At 59.2% G+C, this 17,470-nt stretch carries 18 protein-coding genes; 8 read left to right on the forward strand and 10 right to left on the reverse strand.

What is annotated here, in order from left to right:
* Window position 1 precedes the first annotated feature (1 nt).
* A complete protein-coding gene (locus tag ACYZTZ_RS23415) occupies window positions 2-1,726 on the reverse strand; it encodes an acetolactate synthase 3 large subunit (RefSeq protein WP_056746111.1) in 1,725 nt (574 codons plus the stop codon).
* Between the two features lie 400 nt (window positions 1,727-2,126).
* Here ACYZTZ_RS23415 and ACYZTZ_RS23420 point away from each other — a divergent pair, with 400 nt between their 5' ends.
* Entirely contained in the window at window positions 2,127-2,549 is a 423-nt protein-coding gene (locus ACYZTZ_RS23420) for a DUF4124 domain-containing protein (RefSeq protein ID WP_461999841.1), read from the forward strand.
* A gap of 18 nt (window positions 2,550-2,567) precedes the next feature.
* On the opposite strand, the gene ACYZTZ_RS23425 is transcribed toward ACYZTZ_RS23420, so the two are convergent.
* Genes ACYZTZ_RS23425 through mrcB form a run of 3 tightly spaced genes read right to left on the reverse strand, consistent with a single transcriptional unit; the run spans window position 2,568 to window position 5,978 of the window.
* Window positions 2,568-2,903 (reverse strand): YqcC family protein, encoded by a 336-nt coding sequence (locus tag ACYZTZ_RS23425; protein WP_033054374.1) that lies wholly within the window; start codon window positions 2,901-2,903, stop codon window positions 2,568-2,570.
* A complete protein-coding gene (locus tag ACYZTZ_RS23430; protein ID WP_056746096.1) occupies window positions 2,903-3,637 on the reverse strand; it encodes a tetratricopeptide repeat protein in 735 nt (244 codons plus the stop codon). The genes ACYZTZ_RS23425 and ACYZTZ_RS23430 overlap by 1 nt, the downstream gene beginning before the upstream one ends.
* A gap of 16 nt (window positions 3,638-3,653) precedes the next feature.
* Window positions 3,654-5,978 (reverse strand): penicillin-binding protein 1B, encoded by a 2,325-nt coding sequence (gene mrcB / locus ACYZTZ_RS23435; RefSeq protein WP_461999842.1) that lies wholly within the window; start codon window positions 5,976-5,978, stop codon window positions 3,654-3,656.
* A gap of 118 nt (window positions 5,979-6,096) precedes the next feature.
* Between mrcB and ACYZTZ_RS23440 the strand changes: the two genes are divergently transcribed.
* The 4 genes from ACYZTZ_RS23440 (at window position 6,097) to ACYZTZ_RS23455 (ending at window position 9,423) form a co-directional block, all read left to right on the forward strand.
* Window positions 6,097-7,653, forward strand: a complete 1,557-nt coding sequence (locus tag ACYZTZ_RS23440; RefSeq protein ID WP_461999843.1) for a bifunctional aminoglycoside phosphotransferase/ATP-binding protein — start codon at window positions 6,097-6,099, stop codon at window positions 7,651-7,653.
* Between the two features lie 91 nt (window positions 7,654-7,744).
* The gene (locus ACYZTZ_RS23445) at window positions 7,745-8,089 is read left to right on the forward strand and encodes a pentapeptide repeat-containing protein (RefSeq protein WP_008015079.1); all 345 of its coding nucleotides are present in this window, start codon (window positions 7,745-7,747) and stop codon (window positions 8,087-8,089) included.
* 245 nt (window positions 8,090-8,334) lie between these two features.
* Window positions 8,335-8,607 carry a TfoX/Sxy family protein gene (locus tag ACYZTZ_RS23450; RefSeq protein WP_003228231.1) on the forward strand — a complete coding sequence of 91 codons (273 nt, stop codon included), beginning with the start codon at window positions 8,335-8,337 and terminating at the stop codon, window positions 8,605-8,607.
* 15 nt (window positions 8,608-8,622) lie between these two features.
* A complete protein-coding gene (locus ACYZTZ_RS23455; RefSeq protein ID WP_461999844.1) occupies window positions 8,623-9,423 on the forward strand; it encodes a Crp/Fnr family transcriptional regulator in 801 nt (266 codons plus the stop codon).
* Between the two features lie 233 nt (window positions 9,424-9,656).
* Here ACYZTZ_RS23455 and ACYZTZ_RS23460 read toward each other — a convergent pair whose 3' ends face one another.
* The 4 genes from ACYZTZ_RS23460 to ACYZTZ_RS23475 are packed head-to-tail and all read right to left on the reverse strand — an operon-like array spanning window position 9,657 to window position 13,202.
* Complete coding sequence (locus ACYZTZ_RS23460; RefSeq protein ID WP_461999845.1) at window positions 9,657-10,508, reverse strand: ChaN family lipoprotein; 852 nt, start codon at window positions 10,506-10,508, stop codon at window positions 9,657-9,659.
* Window positions 10,509-10,528: 20 nt separating this feature from the next.
* Complete coding sequence (locus ACYZTZ_RS23465; protein ID WP_461999846.1) at window positions 10,529-11,296, reverse strand: heme ABC transporter ATP-binding protein; 768 nt, start codon at window positions 11,294-11,296, stop codon at window positions 10,529-10,531.
* Window positions 11,296-12,279: a FecCD family ABC transporter permease gene (locus ACYZTZ_RS23470; RefSeq protein WP_462000706.1), complete on the reverse strand. Its 984-nt coding sequence runs from the start codon at window positions 12,277-12,279 to the stop codon at window positions 11,296-11,298. Before ACYZTZ_RS23470 ends, ACYZTZ_RS23465 begins: the two co-directional genes overlap by 1 nt.
* Before the next feature lie 50 nt (window positions 12,280-12,329).
* Entirely contained in the window at window positions 12,330-13,202 is an 873-nt protein-coding gene (locus ACYZTZ_RS23475; RefSeq protein ID WP_461999847.1) for a heme/hemin ABC transporter substrate-binding protein, read from the reverse strand.
* A gap of 166 nt (window positions 13,203-13,368) precedes the next feature.
* Here ACYZTZ_RS23475 and ACYZTZ_RS23480 point away from each other — a divergent pair, with 166 nt between their 5' ends.
* Entirely contained in the window at window positions 13,369-13,686 is a 318-nt protein-coding gene (locus ACYZTZ_RS23480; protein WP_150658154.1) for a Rieske (2Fe-2S) protein, read from the forward strand.
* On the opposite strand, the gene sfsA is transcribed toward ACYZTZ_RS23480, so the two are convergent.
* On the reverse strand, window positions 13,683-14,396 hold the full coding sequence (gene sfsA / locus ACYZTZ_RS23485) for a DNA/RNA nuclease SfsA (protein ID WP_461999848.1): 714 nt from the start codon (window positions 14,394-14,396) through the stop codon (window positions 13,683-13,685). The two genes, ACYZTZ_RS23480 and sfsA, sit on opposite strands and share 4 nt — an antisense overlap.
* Entirely contained in the window at window positions 14,396-15,568 is a 1,173-nt protein-coding gene (locus ACYZTZ_RS23490) for a pyridoxal phosphate-dependent aminotransferase (protein ID WP_461999849.1), read from the reverse strand. Before ACYZTZ_RS23490 ends, sfsA begins: the two co-directional genes overlap by 1 nt.
* A 334-nt stretch (window positions 15,569-15,902) precedes the next feature.
* Here ACYZTZ_RS23490 and dksA point away from each other — a divergent pair, with 334 nt between their 5' ends.
* Complete coding sequence (dksA, locus tag ACYZTZ_RS23495; RefSeq protein WP_008153293.1) at window positions 15,903-16,346, forward strand: RNA polymerase-binding protein DksA; 444 nt, start codon at window positions 15,903-15,905, stop codon at window positions 16,344-16,346.
* Window positions 16,347-16,546: 200 nt separating this feature from the next.
* Window positions 16,547-17,443, forward strand: a complete 897-nt coding sequence (gene gluQRS, locus ACYZTZ_RS23500; RefSeq protein ID WP_461999850.1) for a tRNA glutamyl-Q(34) synthetase GluQRS — start codon at window positions 16,547-16,549, stop codon at window positions 17,441-17,443.
* Window positions 17,444-17,470 lie beyond the last annotated feature (27 nt).

The raw sequence follows: 17,470 nt of genomic DNA on the forward strand, positions 1-17,470 counted from the left end.
ATTAAGTACGCTCCGTCTTGCTCAGCCACATATCGCGCATGGAGCCGTCTTTGATCTGCATCGGGTAGACGTGCTCGCTGGTGTCGACCGAAACATCGATGATCACCAAACGATCCTTCATGGCGAACGCTTCTTCCATCTTCGACTTCAAATCTTTCGATTCGGTGATGCGCACGCCGACGTGACCATAGGCCTCTGCCAGCTTGACGAAGTCAGGCAACGATTCCATGTAAGAGTGCGAGTGACGGCTGCCGTAACTCATGTCCTGCCACTGGCGAACCATACCCAGAACACCGTTGTTCAGGATGACGATTTTCACCGGCAAGCCATATTGCAGACAGGTGGACAGTTCCTGAATGTTCATCTGGATACTGCCTTCGCCCGTCACGCAGACGACGTCGTCATCCGGGAAGCTCAGCTTGATGCCCATGGCCGCCGGAAAACCGAAGCCCATGGTGCCCAGGCCGCCGGAGTTGATCCAGCGGTTCGGCTTGTTGAACGTGTAGTACTGCGCCGCAAACATTTGGTGCTGGCCCACGTCGGAGGCCACAAAGGCATCGCCTTTGGTGACTTCGCACAGGGTTTCGATCACGGTCTGCGGTTTGATGACGCTGCCGTCGCCCTTGTCGTAAGGGAACAGGCCGCGATCACCGCGCCACTCATCAACTTGCTTCCACCAGCTGGCAACGGACTCCTTGTTCGGGGTCTCGCCGATTTCCTTGAGGATCGCGACCATTTCGGTCAGGACACTCTCGACCGGACCGACGATAGGAACGTCTGCCTTGATGGTCTTGGAAATCGAAGCCGGGTCGATGTCGATGTGAATGATCTTGGCATTCGGGCAGAACTTGGCCGGGCCGTTGATCACGCGGTCGTCGAAACGAGCGCCGACTGCAAGGATCACGTCGGCATGGTGCATCGCCAGGTTAGCGGTGTAGCTGCCGTGCATGCCGAGCATGCCGATGAACTGACGGTCGGTGCCAGGGTAGGCACCCAGACCCATCAGGGTATTGGTCACTGGCAGATTGAGCATCTTCGCCAATTCGGTCAGCGGCGCGGAGCCGCCACCGAGAATCACGCCGCCGCCTGCATACATCACAGGACGCTTGGCCGCCAGGAGCATTTCTGCCGCCTTGCGGATTTGCCCGGAGTGACCGCGAACGGCCGGGCTGTAGGAACGCAGCTTGGCTTTTTTCGGGAAGATGTATTCGAACTTCTCGGCCGGGTTGGTCATGTCTTTCGGGATATCGACAACGACCGGACCAGGACGACCGGATTGCGCGAGGTAGAACGCTTTCTTCATGACTTCAGGGATTTCCGACGCGTGCTTGATCATGAAGCTGTGCTTCACGATCGGCCGGGAGATACCGATCATGTCGGTTTCCTGGAACGCATCGGTGCCCACCATGTTGCTAGGCACCTGGCCGGAAATGACCACCATCGGAATGGAGTCCATGTAGGCCGTGGCAATACCGGTGATGGCGTTGGTTGCGCCCGGGCCGGAGGTCACCAGTACCACGCCGGCTTTACCGGTGGCACGGGCATAGCCGTCAGCCATATGGGTCGCAGCCTGTTCGTGACGAACCAGGATGTGGGTCACTTCCGGTTCTTTGAACAGGGCATCGTAGACATGAAGAAGAGCACCACCCGGGTACCCGTAGATATATTTGACGCCTTCGTCACGCAAAAAGCGGACGAGCATCTCACCGCCAGATAAAAGCTCCACGTTGTTCACCTCTAAAACGCCAGAATACCGTCCACATAAAAGGGGACGGGTCTTAATAGGTTTACTTCTCAGCAGAGCATGAGCGACGGTGGTCGCCGACTACGTCAGCACTGACTGAGCAAGTATTGGGATCGTCCCAAGTGTTGCGGGCCTTTCCCACCCAGCGCGAGGTAACGCGTTGCGGGTGTAACAGGTCGGCGCGGATGTGCGCCTCATGATCTGCTGAGCGGGCCTGCTTCTGGCAGTCCCTCTACAGCGGACTTTGGATTCTTCTGTTTCGTCCTCTCCAAGTCAAGTCGTCTATGTGCTTTATTGAACTAAGCACATGAGAAAGCAAGAAAAAACCGCTAAACAGCAACTGTGTTAGCTTCAATTGCGCAACCCAATACAAGGAAATGGCATGCGAACGTTTTTCCTGACCGCCAGCCTGCTGATTGGCATCAGCCCTTTGTGCATGGCCGCTCAGATCTACAAATGGGTCGACGCCCAGGGCGTTACCCACTTCGACGCCCAGCCGCCCCAAGGCCGGGAAGCCACCACCGTGGTCACGCCCTCCTCGCCTGCCGGCAACCAGACTCCGCCGCCACGCAGCGGTGCCATTGGTGATCAACAGGCTATCGACAACAAAGTGAAAAAACAGGTCGCCGAGCAGCAAGCCCAGCTGAAGGAATTCTGCGAACAGGCGCGAACGAACCTGGCTCAACTGCAGAACAATCCGCGAATACGGGAGGATGTCGAAGGCGAGATGCGCCGCCTGACCGACCAGCAACGTCAGGAGCGCATTAGCGAAGCACAGAAACAGATTGCGGATAACTGCCAGTAGACACTGGCCGCCTCCGGTTTAGCGGGAGGCGGTGATCAGTAGATCAAACTCTTTGAGCAGCACCTGCAACTGCCGGTCCTTGCCCTGAACATTACGGGCGGCGAAGACCATTTCGGCCATCTCCTGAATTCCCGAAGCGTTTGGTAAAGGCAGATCCTGCTCGAGGATCACCTTCATCCGCGGAAGGAAGATCCATTGCAGCCACTGCTCGAAATCCAGCGTGTCGACCGAGAATGGCTCGACGCTGGAAAGCGCTTCGGCGGAGGGCGAGACCTCGTCCCACCAACCCTGAACCCGCAGCTCGCGCTCGATCAATAGCAACTGTTCGGCAATCTTCGGAAAGCGTGCGTCCATCACAGCGAAACCTTGGCCTTCTGACGGGCCAATGCTGCGCCAGCAGAATCACCTTGTTTCTCACGTGCCTGAGCGATCAATTCCCACAGACTGGCCTGAAGTGCCGAACGACCGTTGGCGAAGGTCAGGCCACGACGAGCAAACTGCTCGGCTTGTGGTGCATCGCCTTGAGCCATGCGCACCTGAGCCAGACGATAAAGCACTTGCGGCTCACGCGGCGCAACACGCTGGGCGCGCTCGAGGCTGGAGGAAGCACCGTTGAGATCACCGCTCGCCTGTTGCTGCTGAGCGGTAGTCAGCAAGGCCAGAACCGGACCGTCCAATTGCTCGTCGGCAGACAAGCCACCAGAGCTCGCCGAAGGAATCCCGCTCGGCGTCGACGGCATGCTGTAGCTGCCCTGATTGATCGGTGCCGACTGAACCGGCGAAGTATCGATCGGCCCCGGGGTGATCGGGCCAGGTGTGATCGGCGCAGTGCTGATCGGGGCCGACGTCACTGCGCCACCACCTGGCACCATCACGACGACGCCGGTATCACCTTGTGGAATCGCCTGAGTCTGGGCTTGCGCAGGACGTTTAGTCGTCGTCTGACGGAAACCGCCATTCGCCGAAATCCGTTCACTGTTCGAAACGGCGCTACCGGAATCCACAACCGGAATCGAACCGCGTTGTACGGAGGAGCAACCGCTGAGCAAAGCCACGGCGGTAACCGCTGGAATCAACCACTTGTTCACTTGAAACCCTCTTTGCTTAATTCATCCAGCCCTTGACCCAATCCATCACCGTTTCGCCGGAAACAGGGCTTTCGCCACCGCAAGCAGCACCGGGAGGCGGTTCACTGCCGCGAATATACGGCATCTGCACCGCACCTGGGCAGTTGGCATCAGAGCCTTGTCCGGTACGCGAATCGACCCAGGCCTGAACAATGTTGTCTGGCTGCGGCATGTCCAGCGGCAACGGATCGGCCTTGCGCATGAAACTGGTCCAGACCTGCAGCGCACCGGTGGCACCGGTGAACGGTGTCTTGCCATTATCATCGCGCCCCAGCCAGACCACTGCCAGCAGGTCCTGACTGAAACCGGCGAACCAGCTGTCCCGCGAATCGTTACTGGTACCGGTCTTGCCGGCCAGGGTCAGGGTTTTCGGCAATACGTTGTAAACAGAACTGCCGGTACCTTCACGCATCACCCGCTGCATGGCGCTCTGGATCAGGTAAATGGAGGCCGGATCGAAACGTTGCTGAATCTGGAACGGATAACGCTTGAGCGGTTCGCCTTCAGCGGTCAATACGCTACGGATCCCGCGCATCGGCGTATTGAAACCACCGTTGGCCAGGGTCTGGTACATGGTTGCCACTTCGATCGGGGTCAGACCGCCAGCGCCCAGCAGCATCGACGGGAACGCCGGGAATTCGCGACTCACACCGAGACGCGCCAGGGTCTTCAGGACATTCGGCACGCCCACCGCCAACCCGAGACGCGCGGTCGACAGGTTGTAGGAGTGCGCCAGGCCCTGATACAGGAATACGGTGCCATGGGAACGGCGATCGTAGTTCTGCGGTTTCCAGACTTGACCGTCCGCGCCTTTGATGGAGAAGGAATCGTCCGACAGCCAACTGGTCAATGTGTACTGGCTCGGCTTCTCAAGGGCCGTCAGATAAACCGCCGGTTTGATCAAAGAGCCGATCGGTCGCACAGCATCCAGCGCACGGTTGAAGCCGGCAAAACTTGCCTGACGACTGCCGATCATGGCCTGGACTTCACCGGTTTCCGGGTTGGTCACGACCATGGCCGCTTCAACCTCATCGGAACCCTTGCGCCCGGAGAGTCTCTTGAAGGTGTCGTTGACCGACGCCTCGGCTTTCATCTGCAGGATCGGGTCGAAACTGGTGAAAATCCGCAGGCCTTCTTCGGTCAAGTCTTCGTCGCGATAGTCTTCGCGCAGCTGACGCTTGACCAGGTCGAGGAAGCCAGGGAACGAGCTGTCGGCCAGCTTGCCGCGAGTCGTCACACCCAGTGGCATTTTCTTCGCAGCAGCGACCTGATCGGCGGTGGCAACACCTTGTTGCTCAAGTACATCGAGCACGAGATTGCGCCGTTCAAGCGCCCGTTCAGGGTTGCGACGAGGGTTGTAATAGGACGGCCCCTTGACCATGCCCACCAGCATCGCGACTTGATGCAGCTTCAGTTCAGACAACGGCTGCCCGAAGAAAAACTGGCTTGCCAAGCCAAAACCGTGCACCGCGCGCTGCCCATCCTGACCGACGAACACTTCATTGAGGTAAGCCTCAAGAATTTCTGGTTTGTCGTAATGCAGCTCAAGCAACATCGCCATCATGGCTTCGGTGAGTTTACGGGTCAGGCTGCGTTCGCTGGTCAGGTAGAAGTTCTTGACCAATTGTTGCGTCAGCGTACTGCCGCCCTGGGTCATCTTGCCGCCAGAGGTGTTGACATAGATGGCTCGGGCAATCGACTTGGGCGACACGCCCCAGTGGCTGTAGAAATCCCGGTCTTCCACAGCGACCAGAGTTTCCAGCAGATACGGCGGGACCTGATCAATTTTGATCAAAATGCGATCTTCGAGATTTTTCGGGTAAATCCCGCCAATCAGTAGCGGTTCCAACCGCACCACAGAGAGTTTCGAACCGTTAGTCGCCGAAAGTTCGGCCACGTAGTCGCCAGAGAAACGTACCCGTACTGGTTGCGCTTGCTCCATGCCTTCATAGAACTGGAAGCCACGGGTATTCAAGTCGACGGTATTGCCGCTGACCGCCGCCGCGCCGGGTCCATTGCTCACGCTTTCACGTCGATAGCCCAAGGCATCGAGCTCAGTTAGAAAGTCGTCCTTGCTGAGCTTTTGTCCGACGAACAGCTCCAGCGGGCGCGCGTACACCTTGGCCGGAATGGTCCAGCGCTTGCCGGAGAACTTCTCCTGGACGATCGCGTCGAGGTAAACCGCGAACCCGGCCAGCACCACAAGGCCGACCAGACTGAGTTTAAGGGCCCAGCCCAGCCAGGGGCGCAGGCCCTTGGAAGGTGGTTTTTTTGGGGTGCGGGGGGATCGAGTACGAGTCATGGCGGCGGATTATACGCACTTTATTCATACTCAACAGGAGCCCTCCGAGGTTTGCGTCAGACGGACTTGCGGCCATAATGACGGCCGTGAATTTTCCCCAGACTCTGAAGGATCGCCTGTGAGCCAGTCCCTGATCGCTGCCCTGCAAAACCCGGCCCTCTACCCGCATCCCGTAGACGGGTTCCAGGTCATCGAAACCCATATTTCCTGGGTAATCCTCACCGGCCCCTTTGCTTATAAAGTGAAGAAGCCAGTGAATTTCGGCTTCCTGGATTTCACCAGCCTCGACGCCCGCAAGCATTTTTGCGGGGAAGAGCTGCGTCTTAACCAGCGCCTGACCAACGATTTGTACCTCGAAGTGTTGCCAATCACCGGCAGCGCCGAAGCACCACAACTGGGTGGCGAGGGTCCGGTCGTCGATTTCGCACTGAAAATGCGTCAATTCCCACAGAGCCAGCTGCTCAGCACGCTGCAAGCCAACGGCGAATTGACTACCGCGCACATCGACGAGATGGCCGCGCAGATTGCCCAATTCCACCTCAGCGCACCGAAAGTGCCTGCCGAACACGAAGCCGGCACGCCGGACAGCGTGATGGCGCCGGTACGCCAGAATTTCGAACAGATCCGCCCGTTCCTCAGCGACAAGGCCGACCTGCTGCAACTTGATGCGCTGCAAGCCTGGGCCGAAAGCAGCTTCGAACGCCTCAAGCCACTGTTCGCCCAGCGCAAGGCCGAAGGTTTCATTCGCGAATGCCACGGTGACATCCACCTGGGCAACGCCACCGTGATCGACGGCAAGGTCGTGATCTTCGACTGCATCGAGTTCAACGAACCGTTCCGCTTCACCGACGTTTATGCCGACACCGGCTTCCTGGCGATGGACCTGGAAGACCGTGGCCTGAAGAGTCTGGCGCGCCGCTTCATCAGCCAGTACCTGGAACTGACCGGCGACTACCAAGGCCTTGAGTTGCTGAACTTCTATAAAGCCTATCGCGCACTGGTTCGCGCCAAGGTCAGCCTGTTCAGCATGCCGGCCGAGGCCGACCCGGTGCAGCGAGCCACCACCCTGCGTCAGTACCGCAATTACGCCAACCTGGCGGAAAGCTACAGCACCATTCCTTCGCGCTTCATGGCCATCACCCACGGTGTTTCTGCCGTCGGCAAGAGCCACGTGGCCATGCGTCTGGTGGAAGCGTTGGGCGCCATTCGCCTGCGCTCCGATGTAGAGCGCAAACGTCTGTTCGGCGAGCAAACCGTGCCAAACGACCCTCAGGCCGGCATCTATAGCGCCGACGCCAGCGCCGCCACTTACACCCGACTGCATGAAGTTGCCGCGGTGATCCTGCGTGCTGGTTTCCCGGTGGTGATCGATGCGACTTACCTCAAGCGCGACCAGCGTGACGGCGCAGCAAAAATCGCCGAAGCCACTGGCGCGCCATTCCTTATCCTCGACTGCAATGCGCCACAAGCGGTGATCGAGAGCTGGCTGGCCCTGCGTCAGGCAGACAAAAAGGACCCGTCCGACGCCAACCTGGCCGTAATCGAAGCCCAACAAGCCACTCGTGAGGCCATGACGCCGGCAGAGATTCTCTGCAGCAAACGCGTTCAGACCAATGAAAGCGGAACCCTCGACACAGTCGTTGCACAGATTCGCCAGCGCCTGCCGGGTCTGTAAGAAACTATTTCAGCCGTGGAGCCTTCGCCGGCTTCACGGCTGTCAAATAGTGGCACTATACTGGCGTCATAAAACCAACAGGTGATGTGACATGAGCCAGCCGAAACTTCTCGACACCCCGCTTTATGCGTTGCTGCACAAAGACGACATCACAGGTTTCAACAACGAGCGCCCAAAAGACGGACCTATCGACATGGTCGGTGGCGATTTCCGGGGTCTGGACCTGCGTGAACTGAACGCCGACGGCGTCGACTTTACCGATGCCTATTTCCGCTCCGCCGACTTGCGCGGCATCGACTTTCGCAACGCCTCCCTGGAAGGCGCGAGCCTGGCTCATGCACAGATCTCCGGCGCCTACTTCCCGCCAGAGCTGAGTGCTGACGAGATCCTGATGTCGATGAATTTCGGTACACGCCTGCGTTATCGCACCCGCTAAAAGCGACTTTTAACTGACCCGTTCGGCGCCTCCGCTTTGCGCTGGACTCTGGGCATGGTTTGCCCGGAAACCTGATTCCACCGCCCTCTCTTCCTACCGCGCTCGCGGACTTTCACGCAGCTTCGGGACTTCGCCTCTTAGAAGCTTTTGCGTCGAAACCGACCAAACAATCACGCTTTTCCTACTGATGGCTACACTCCTGAGAAGCTCGCCCACGCACCGTTCGGCCGTCGCAAGGAGGCTTGATGAATGATGAACTGCAGCACCTGAAGAATCTTGGCAAGACGTCGGCGCAGTGGCTGCATGCCGTGGGCATCCACAGCGCCTCGGACTTGCGTCGCCTGGGGGCGGTGGATGCTTATCGGGCCGTGCGCACGCGCGGGTTTCGGGCATCCAAGGTGTTGTTGTATGCCATCGAAGGTGCCCTGATGGATGTGCACTGGAACGACATTCCCGCCGAGCGCAAGGACGCCTTGAACAAACAGCTGGAAGCTATCTCGTCACGTCACAAAAACTGAACGGACGCAGCTGCCATGTACCTACTTGGGGAACAACCGGCTTACGCCGACGCGCTGATCAACCGACTGCAACATATTCCCGTCCGGCTGCTGGAAGGTTTGATGCCCTGCGGACCGAGCCTGGAATTTTCAGCCGTCGATGATCTGGCCGTCCTGTTACCCGGCAATCAACTGTTTGTACTGAACAATGGCCTGTTGCATGGATGCATCGACGAACGGGCGTTGTTCTATCTGCACGAGGGAGATCTGATCGGCTTGCGCCAGGGCACAGAGCTGCCGCGTTGCCGCTTTCGCAGCGATAGCCCCTTGGCACTGACGCCGTATCTGCGCTCCGAGGTGTTTCAGCATATCTACGCCGACCCGGAGCGTTCGGAGCTATTCCTTCAATACATGGCCGGTCAGTCCGCCTTGCTGTCCGACGCACTCGCCCGCCTGAAACAACCCGAGTTTCGAAGCACCAATGGTTTTCAGCGCGTGGCCAGTGGCGAAGTGTTGATCCGTCAAGGTGAAGACGCGGATCACGTATTCGTCATCATCGATGGCCACGCCGAAGCCTTTGTCGATGGGCACAAAGTCGGCGATGTACCCAAGGACGAGATTTTTGGCGCCATGGCGGTGTTCACTGGCGAGAAGCGTAACGCCAGCGTGATCACCAGCGAACCCAGCACTGTCATGCTGATTCCCAAGGATCAGTTTCTCAGCCTGACCCAAAGCAATCCGAAGATCGCCCACAGCCTGATCGAGAGCATGGCCCGACGTATCGACCTGCTGAACAAGCAGCTCATTCAGCTGAGCTCGCTCAACCGCACAGGCTGAAACCCAATGATTACGGGCGTTTTCCGCGAGCGGGCAGCGCATTTCATATAATTGAGAAATCAGCGGTTGACTTGGTAATGAGAATCGCTATGATTATCACAACTGGTCGCGAGACTGGTCGATATTTGAAAAGCCCTTGGTTCGGACTCTCAGATATCTCCTCATCAGGCTAATCACGGTTATTTGACCCGGCTCTTGCCGGGTCTTTTTTTGCCTGGAGAAAAGTCGTTCGATCACTTGCCAAATTGCTTACGCATTTGCGCGCAATAATCCTGCGGCGGCGTGGCAGGCGTGTACCAGACGTAATCAGCCATGGCCGGTGTGACCTCGCTACCCTGCTCCGCCAGCATCAACACCACAGGCGCCTGGGGTTCTCCCAGATCAAGCACATGAATCGGCACGCCGACATTCTTACGCGCATGGTAAGCGCCGGCAAACAGCAGTGAAGGCGTAGGAGCAGCCAGCAAGCGTTCGGCCATCCGTCGGTCGCGTTGCTGCTGAACCGCCAGCATCGCCGGCATCTGCGATTCGGGCAGCAGACCACAGTGGGAGTCGCTGACTTGCTTCAGCAACTCGTCTTTGACTGAAGCAGCGTTGGAGCGCGAACCGCTCAATGTCGGAGGGTTAGCGTAAACGGCACGGACTTCAAGCGTGTCCAGATTGGCTGCCAGCAGCGGATATGGCTGGGTCAGGGCGAAACGAACGATCGGCCCGTATAGATTCCAGTCCCAGCCAGACTGCCAGACTAATGCACCGGGTAAATCCGCCGGTGGTGTCGAAGCGTGACGAACATCATCAACACGCAGCTGTTGATCCGGCGTGAGCATTTCCAGCAGCAGACTGCCTTGTGCTCGCCGCTCACCCAGCGACTGCAATAACCACAACTGCAGTTCATGGTGATCGCGATTGTCATGTTGCTCGCCCACGATCAGCCGTGAAGGCGTCTCCAACCGCGCAACCAGTTCCTCTGCCGTGAGGGTCTGACCGCTGCGCAAGTCCCGAATCTCGCCGACAACCGGTGGCGGAGTCGAAACATGCTGACAGGCACTCAGCATCAGCAAGGCCAGCATCAAAATCCCACGCATGTTTTCGCTCCATAAAAAACTCAGCGGGCGATGATCAGCGGATGCCCACGCTCCGGGTGCTGCTGCACCAGAACTTCCAGCCCGAACACGGCCTTCAGTGGTTCCGGGCGCAACACCTGCTCCGGCGTATCGAGTGCCACAGGGCGCCCGCCTTCGAGCAGCAACAGGCGATCACAATAGCGCGCTGCCAGGTTCAGATCATGCAGGATCACCAGCACCGCCGCGCCACGATTGGCGAACTCGCGTACGGCTTGCAACGTGGTGTGCTGATGAAGCGGGTCGAGCATCGACGTTGGCTCATCGAGCAACAACGTTTGCCCCGCTTCGCCCGGCCAGAGTTGCGCCAGAACCCGAGCCAGATGCACCCGCTGACGTTCGCCACCGGACAAGGCCAGATAGCTGCGACCACTCAAATGCCCGGCATCGGCAGCCTGCAATGCAGCGGCAACAATCTCGTCATCGCGAACCCGACCGCTTTGATGCGGCAAGCGGCCCATGCCGACCACTTCTTCGACACGAAAGGCGAAGTCCAGGGTCGAGACCTGCGGCAATACCGCCAAGCGCTGCGCTCTCAGCGCCCCGGCCCATTGATTCAATTCACGGTCGTCAAGCCAGACACTGCCGTGATCGGCATGCAACTCACCGCACAGGGCGCCGAGCAAGGTGCTTTTACCGGCGCCGTTAGGTCCCAGCACACCGAGGACTTCGCCCGGTTTCAGCTCAAGTGTGATGTCCGTCAGGACAATCTTTCGGCCTCGACGGATTTGCAGATTTTGCGTTCGCAACATCAGGCACGCCCTCTGAGCAATAAATACAGAAAGAACGGCGCACCGATGAAAGCCGTGACGATCCCGATCGGCAATTCAGCCGGCGCCAGGGCCAGTCGCGCCACCAGATCGGCAAACAACAAAAGACTGGCCCCTGCCAATACTGACGCGGGCAACAGCACACGATGATCGGGGCCCGCCAGCAATCGCACCAGATGCGGCACCACCAGCCCCACAAACCCGATCATCCCCGCCGCTGCCACCGCAGCACCGACACCCAACGCCGTGCAAAATACCAATTCGCGCTTGAGCCCTTCGACATCGATGCCCAAGTGACCGGCCTCCGACTCACCCAGCAACAACGCGTTCAAGGCTTTGGCCCGGCGCGGCAGCCACAACGCCACGCCGGCACTGATCAGCAGCAACGGCCAGAGCCGCGAATAGCTGGCGCCATTGAGGCTGCCCAGGTTCCAGAACGTCAGGGTGCGCAGCGTCGCGTCATCCGCCAGATAGGTGAACAGCCCCACGGCGGAACCGGCCAGCGCAGTCAACGCAATACCGGCCAACAGCATGGTCGCGACATGGGTCTGCCCGTTGCGCCGGCCCAGTCGATACACCAGCGCGGTCACGCCGAGCCCGCCGAGAAACGCGCACAGCGATAACAGATAAGGCCCGAAGGATTCGGGCAGTCCGCCGAATACCGAGCCACCGACAATCGCGATCGCCGCGCCCAATGCCGCACCGCTGGAGACGCCGACCAGCCCCGGATCGGCCAGAGGGTTTCGAAACAACCCCTGCATCGCCACGCCGGACAGCGCCAATACACCCCCCACGGCCAAACCCAACAAGGTTCGCGGCAAGCGAATCTGCCCGAGGATCAGCTCGGCCTGCTCCAGTCCGTCGGGCGCGATCGGCACCCCCACCAGGCGCAGGGCTGCGCGCAAGGTGTCGAACAACGGCAAGCTCACCGGCCCAAGCGCCAACGACAGCCAGATGGCCAGCAAACACAGCAGGATCAGACCAATGAATAAAGCGCGTGGTTTAACCAGGATGGTCATTGGCCGGCCGAACCGGGGTAGAAAGCGTCAGACAGTTTTTTCAACGCATCGGGTAGCCGCGGCCCCAAGCCCCCCACCAACAAAGTCGGATCAAGCTCCATGACTCGCCCGTCCTTGGCCGCGCGGGTCGAGGACAGGACCGGGTTCTCCTTGAACAACGCCGCACGGGCTGCATCGCCGGTCAGTGCACGATCGGAAAACACCAGCACCTCGGGATCCAGGCTGACCAGGGATTCGACAGAAAAGGGTTTATAGCCGGTATGCGTGGCCAGATTGTGCCCGCCGGCCTGTTGCAGCAACCAATCGGCGGCGGTGTCCTTGCCGGCGATGAGCGGTTTGCCGCCCGCGTGGCCAAGCAACAACAGCACGCCCGGCGATTTTTCCTTCAACTGTGCCCGAGTGACCCGGATCTTTTGTTGATCGAGTTGCTGTTGATAAGTCTGAAACAAGAGTGAGACCTGATCTTCAGCGCCAAGCAACTTGCCCAGACGCTGCAAATTGCCCTGCAACGTCGGCAGATCCGGCTGGGCCGAGAACAGCTCGACCTGCACGCCCGCGCTGCGAACCTGCGAAAGCACCGGTGGCGGTCCCATTTCCTCGGTGCCGACCAGTATCTGCGGGCGTAAGCTCAAAATACCCTCCACCGACAATTGCCGCTGATACCCGATGCTCGGCAATGCCTTGAGCGATTCCGGGTGCTGACTGGTGGTGTCGACACCCACCAGTTTCGATCCACCGTCCAGCGCGCTGATCCATTCCGATAAAGCTCCACCGGCACTGACCCAACGTTGTGGCAACTCGGCCGCTGCGGCGTGATGGCTGGCGAGGAGTCCGACACAGAGCGCAGCAACGCGGGTACTCAGGCGCATAAACAGCTTCCTTTAAGGGTTTTCCCGGGCATCGAGATGTCAGGCCAAGTATCCTCGGCATCTGGCACCTGAACCCGACAGGCAAGGCAGCCATTTGATAATTGTTTGCATTTGAACGTCAAGCTCGGACATATCCAGTCACGAGCCGCAGGACTTGAGGATAGACATGAAGTTTCTTTGTGCAGGCGTTGAACTGGCCGATGCCAGCAGTCGCGGTTTCGACATCGACGGCCAGAAGCTCTTTGCCGTGCGTCGTGACGGCCAGGTTTACGTCTACATCAATCGCTGCCCGCACCGTGGCGTCGGACTGGAATGGAAGCCCGACCAGTTTCTCGACCCCAGTAACAGCCTGATCCAGTGCGCGACCCACGGCGCACTGTTTCTGATCGAAGACGGGGAATGCGTCGCCGGCCCTTGCGCCGGGCAGTCCCTGACCACAGTCGCCTGCCGCGAAGACGAGCAAGGGATCTGGGTCAGTCTCTAGCCGTTCAGCAACACCTCCAGACGTCGATCGACCACCATTTCTTCGTGGGTCAAGTGCACGCCATAGGCCAGCACCTCGACCCCGCACGACACCGCCTCACGCAAGGCTGCCGCGTAGGCCGAATCGATTTCTTCTGCCGGACGCACAGCGTCGATGCCGGTGAGATTGACGCAATACAACTGCACCGCACGAATTCCGTCCCGGGCCAAATGCGCCAATTCGCGCAAATGCTTGGCCCCGCGCTGGGTCACTGCATCGGGAAATGCCGCTACCGATGAGCCATCGAAGCCCAAAGTGACGCTTTTGACTTCCACATAAGCCGGCCCGCTCGGGTAATCGAGGCGGAAGTCGATGCGGCTGCTTTCTTGACCGTAGGCCACTTCACGTTTCAGTTCGGTAAAGCCGTTCAACTCGGTGATGACACCGGCTCGCAGTGCCTCTTCGATCAAGCCGTTGGCGCGTCCGGTGTTCACACAAAACAAGCGTCCCTGCGGGGTTTCGCCGACTTCCCAAGTACCGGGCAACTTGCGCTTGGGGTCGTTGGAACGGCTGAACCAGACCTGTCCGCCTTCGACCTGGCAATTGAGCATCGAACCGGTGTTCGGGCAGTGAATGGTCAGCAACTCGCCGTTAACGGTTTCGATATCGGCGAGAAAACGCTTGTAACGACGAATCAAACGGCCCTCTTCGAGGGGAGGATGAAAACGCATCAGCCTTTCCAGCTCTTCAAGCCGCGCGCAATCCGCTCGACCGCTTCCTGTAGGCGCGGAAGACTTTGGGTGTAGGCAAACCGCACATGGTGGCCAGCCTGATAACGACCGAAGTCCAGACCCGGAGTAATCGCCACGTGTTCGGTTTCGAGGAAATGGCGGCAGAACGCGAAGGCATCGCCGCCGAACTTGCTGATATCGGCATACAAGTAAAACGCGCCTTCAGGCTCAACGGCGATACCAAAGCCCAACGCTCGCAGGGCTGGCAGCAGGAAATCCCGACGACGGCCGAATTCGGCGCGACGTTCTTCCAGAATGCTGATCGTGGCCGGTTCGAAGCAGGCCAGAGCGGCGTGCTGGGCCATGCTCGGGGCGCTGATGTAGAGGTTCTGCGCGAGTTTTTCCAGCTCACCGACCGCCGCTTCAGGTGCCACCAGCCAACCCAGTCGCCATCCCGTCATGCCGAAATACTTGGAAAAACTATTCAGCACAAAGGCGCTGTCATCGACTTCCAGCACGCTGGCGGCATCGGTGCCGTAGGTCAGACCGTGATAGATCTCGTCCACCACCAGATGACCGTGGCGCTGCTTGATCGCGGCAGACAGGCCCGCCAGTTCATCGCGTGTCAGGATCGTCCCGGTCGGGTTGGCTGGCGACGCCACCAGGGCACCGACGCTGTCGTGATCCCAATGGCGCGCAATCAGGTCCGGCGTCAGTTGATAGCGCACGTCCGGACCGACAGGAACAAGCTGCGCTGCGCCTTCCACCAGCCGCAAAAAGTGCCGGTTGCACGGATAGCCTGGGTCCGCCAGCAGCCAGTGTTTGCCCGGATCCACCAACAAGGCGCTGGCCAGCAGCAGCGCACCGGAACCGCCAGGCGTGATGAGGATTCGCTGCGGGTCGATGTTCAAACCGTAACGCTGCTGATAAAAGCCGGAAATGGCCTCACGCAACTCGGGAATGCCGCGCGCGGCGGTGTAACGGGTCTTTCCCGCCGTCAATGCGGCCTGACCGGCCTGAATGATCGGCTCGGCGGTGGTGAAGTCGGGTTCGCCGATTTCCAGGTGGATCACGTCGTGGCCAGCGGCTTGCAGTTCATTGGCCCGCGCCAGCAGCGCCATGACATGGAAAGGTTCGATCGCGCGACTGCGGGCACTGTAGGACTGAGCCATTAGCCTTCCTTCAACGGGGGGAAAAAAACTGATTCTACCCAAGCGCAGGAACGAGCGAGAACCTAAAGCGGTCAGACCGTTATAACGCTGGTCTCAAACGACTCAAGCGAGTGTCTCAGGTTTGACTAAAATCAATAATTGATCAGGTCTCCAGCACCGCCAGACAAGGCTTTGCAATCATTTGCAAGCACAGCGGGCCACTACCTCGACATCCGGGAGTAGCGCGGCCCGATTTGATCTGGTAAGTTCGCCCGCTTGCAGCCGCAGGGCCGGCAGGTGTCGGTGATGGAGCAATCCTGCGCAATGGATTACAAGAGTAGAGGCGGTCTATTTCATGTCCACCCAAGCAAAGCAACAACAGAACCAGTCGATCAGCGGCTTCGAACCCTACAAAGAAGTGAAGGGCGAGGAGTACATGGGCAAGCCCATGCGCGCTCACTTCACCAAGATCCTGAATAAGTGGAAACAGGACTTGATGCAGGAAGTCGACCGTACTGTTGATCACATGAAAGACGAAGCGGCCAACTTCCCGGACCCGGCAGACCGTGCCAGCCAGGAAGAAGAATTCAGCCTCGAGCTGCGTGCCCGTGACCGCGAGCGCAAGTTGATCAAAAAGATCGACAAGACGCTGCAGCTGATCGAAGACGAAGAATATGGCTGGTGCGAGTCCTGCGGCGTCGAGATCGGCGTCAAGCGACTGGAAGCCCGCCCTACCGCCGACATGTGCGTTGACTGCAAGACCCTGGCGGAAATCAAGGAAAAGCAAGTCGGCAAGTAATCTCGACTTGAACTAAAAACGGAGCGTGCGAACGCTCCGTTTTTGTTTCTGACATTCGCCACGGCATAAAACCTGTGGGAGCGGGCTTGCTCGCGAAAGCGGTGTGTCAGTCAGCATAATTGTTGAAGCTGATGACCCCTTCGCGAGCAAGCCCGCTCCCACAGAGACTTGCGCATGACCAGACAAAGTAAACTTGCCCCATGACCGCCATCACCTCCCCCACCTACATCGGGCGCTTCGCCCCCACGCCCAGTGGACATCTGCATTTCGGTTCGCTGGTCGCAGCGCTGGCCTCGTACCTCGACGCGCGCTCGGTGGGGGGCCGCTGGCTGATGCGCATGGAAGATCTCGATCCGCCACGGGAAGAGCCCGGCGCTCAAGCGGCGATCCTTAAAGCCCTGGAAAGCTACGGTTTCGAGTGGGATGGCGAAATGGTCCGACAGAGTGACCGGCACGATGCCTACGCCGAAGTCCTCAATCGCCTGTTCAATCACGGTCTGGCCTACGCTTGCACCTGTTCACGCAAAACACTTGCGCCCTATCACGGGATTTATCCCGGGCTGTGCCGCAATGCCGGCCATGGCACTGAAGACGCCGCGATTCGCCTGCGGGTCCCCGAGCTGGAATATCACTTCATCGACCGGGTGCAAGGCGAATACCGCCAACACCTGGGTCGGGAAGTCGGAGATTTCGTGATCCGTCGCCGCGACGGGCTTTACGCCTATCAATTGGCGGTGGTGCTGGACGATGCCTGGCAAGGCATTACCGATATCGTCCGCGGCGCCGACCTGCTCGACTCCACGCCGCGCCAGCTCTACCTGCAAGAACTGCTCGGCCTGCCGCAACCGCGCTATCTGCATATTCCGCTGATCACCCAGCCCGATGGCAACAAGCTCGGCAAGTCCTATCGTTCGCCGCCGCTGACCGAAGATCAGGCGACTCCCTTGTTGCTGCGTGCGTTGCGCGCATTGGGGCAGAATCCCGGTGCCGAACTGGCTTACGCCACCCCACGGGAAGTGTTGAACTGGGGCATCGCCCACTGGGATGCAGCGTTGATCCCGCGCACACTCAACCTGCCCGAAGCACAACTACAGTGATCACACTTGCAGTGGCGCGCCCATCCG

The sequence above is a fragment of the Pseudomonas sp. LB3P58 genome (assembly GCF_054897895.1).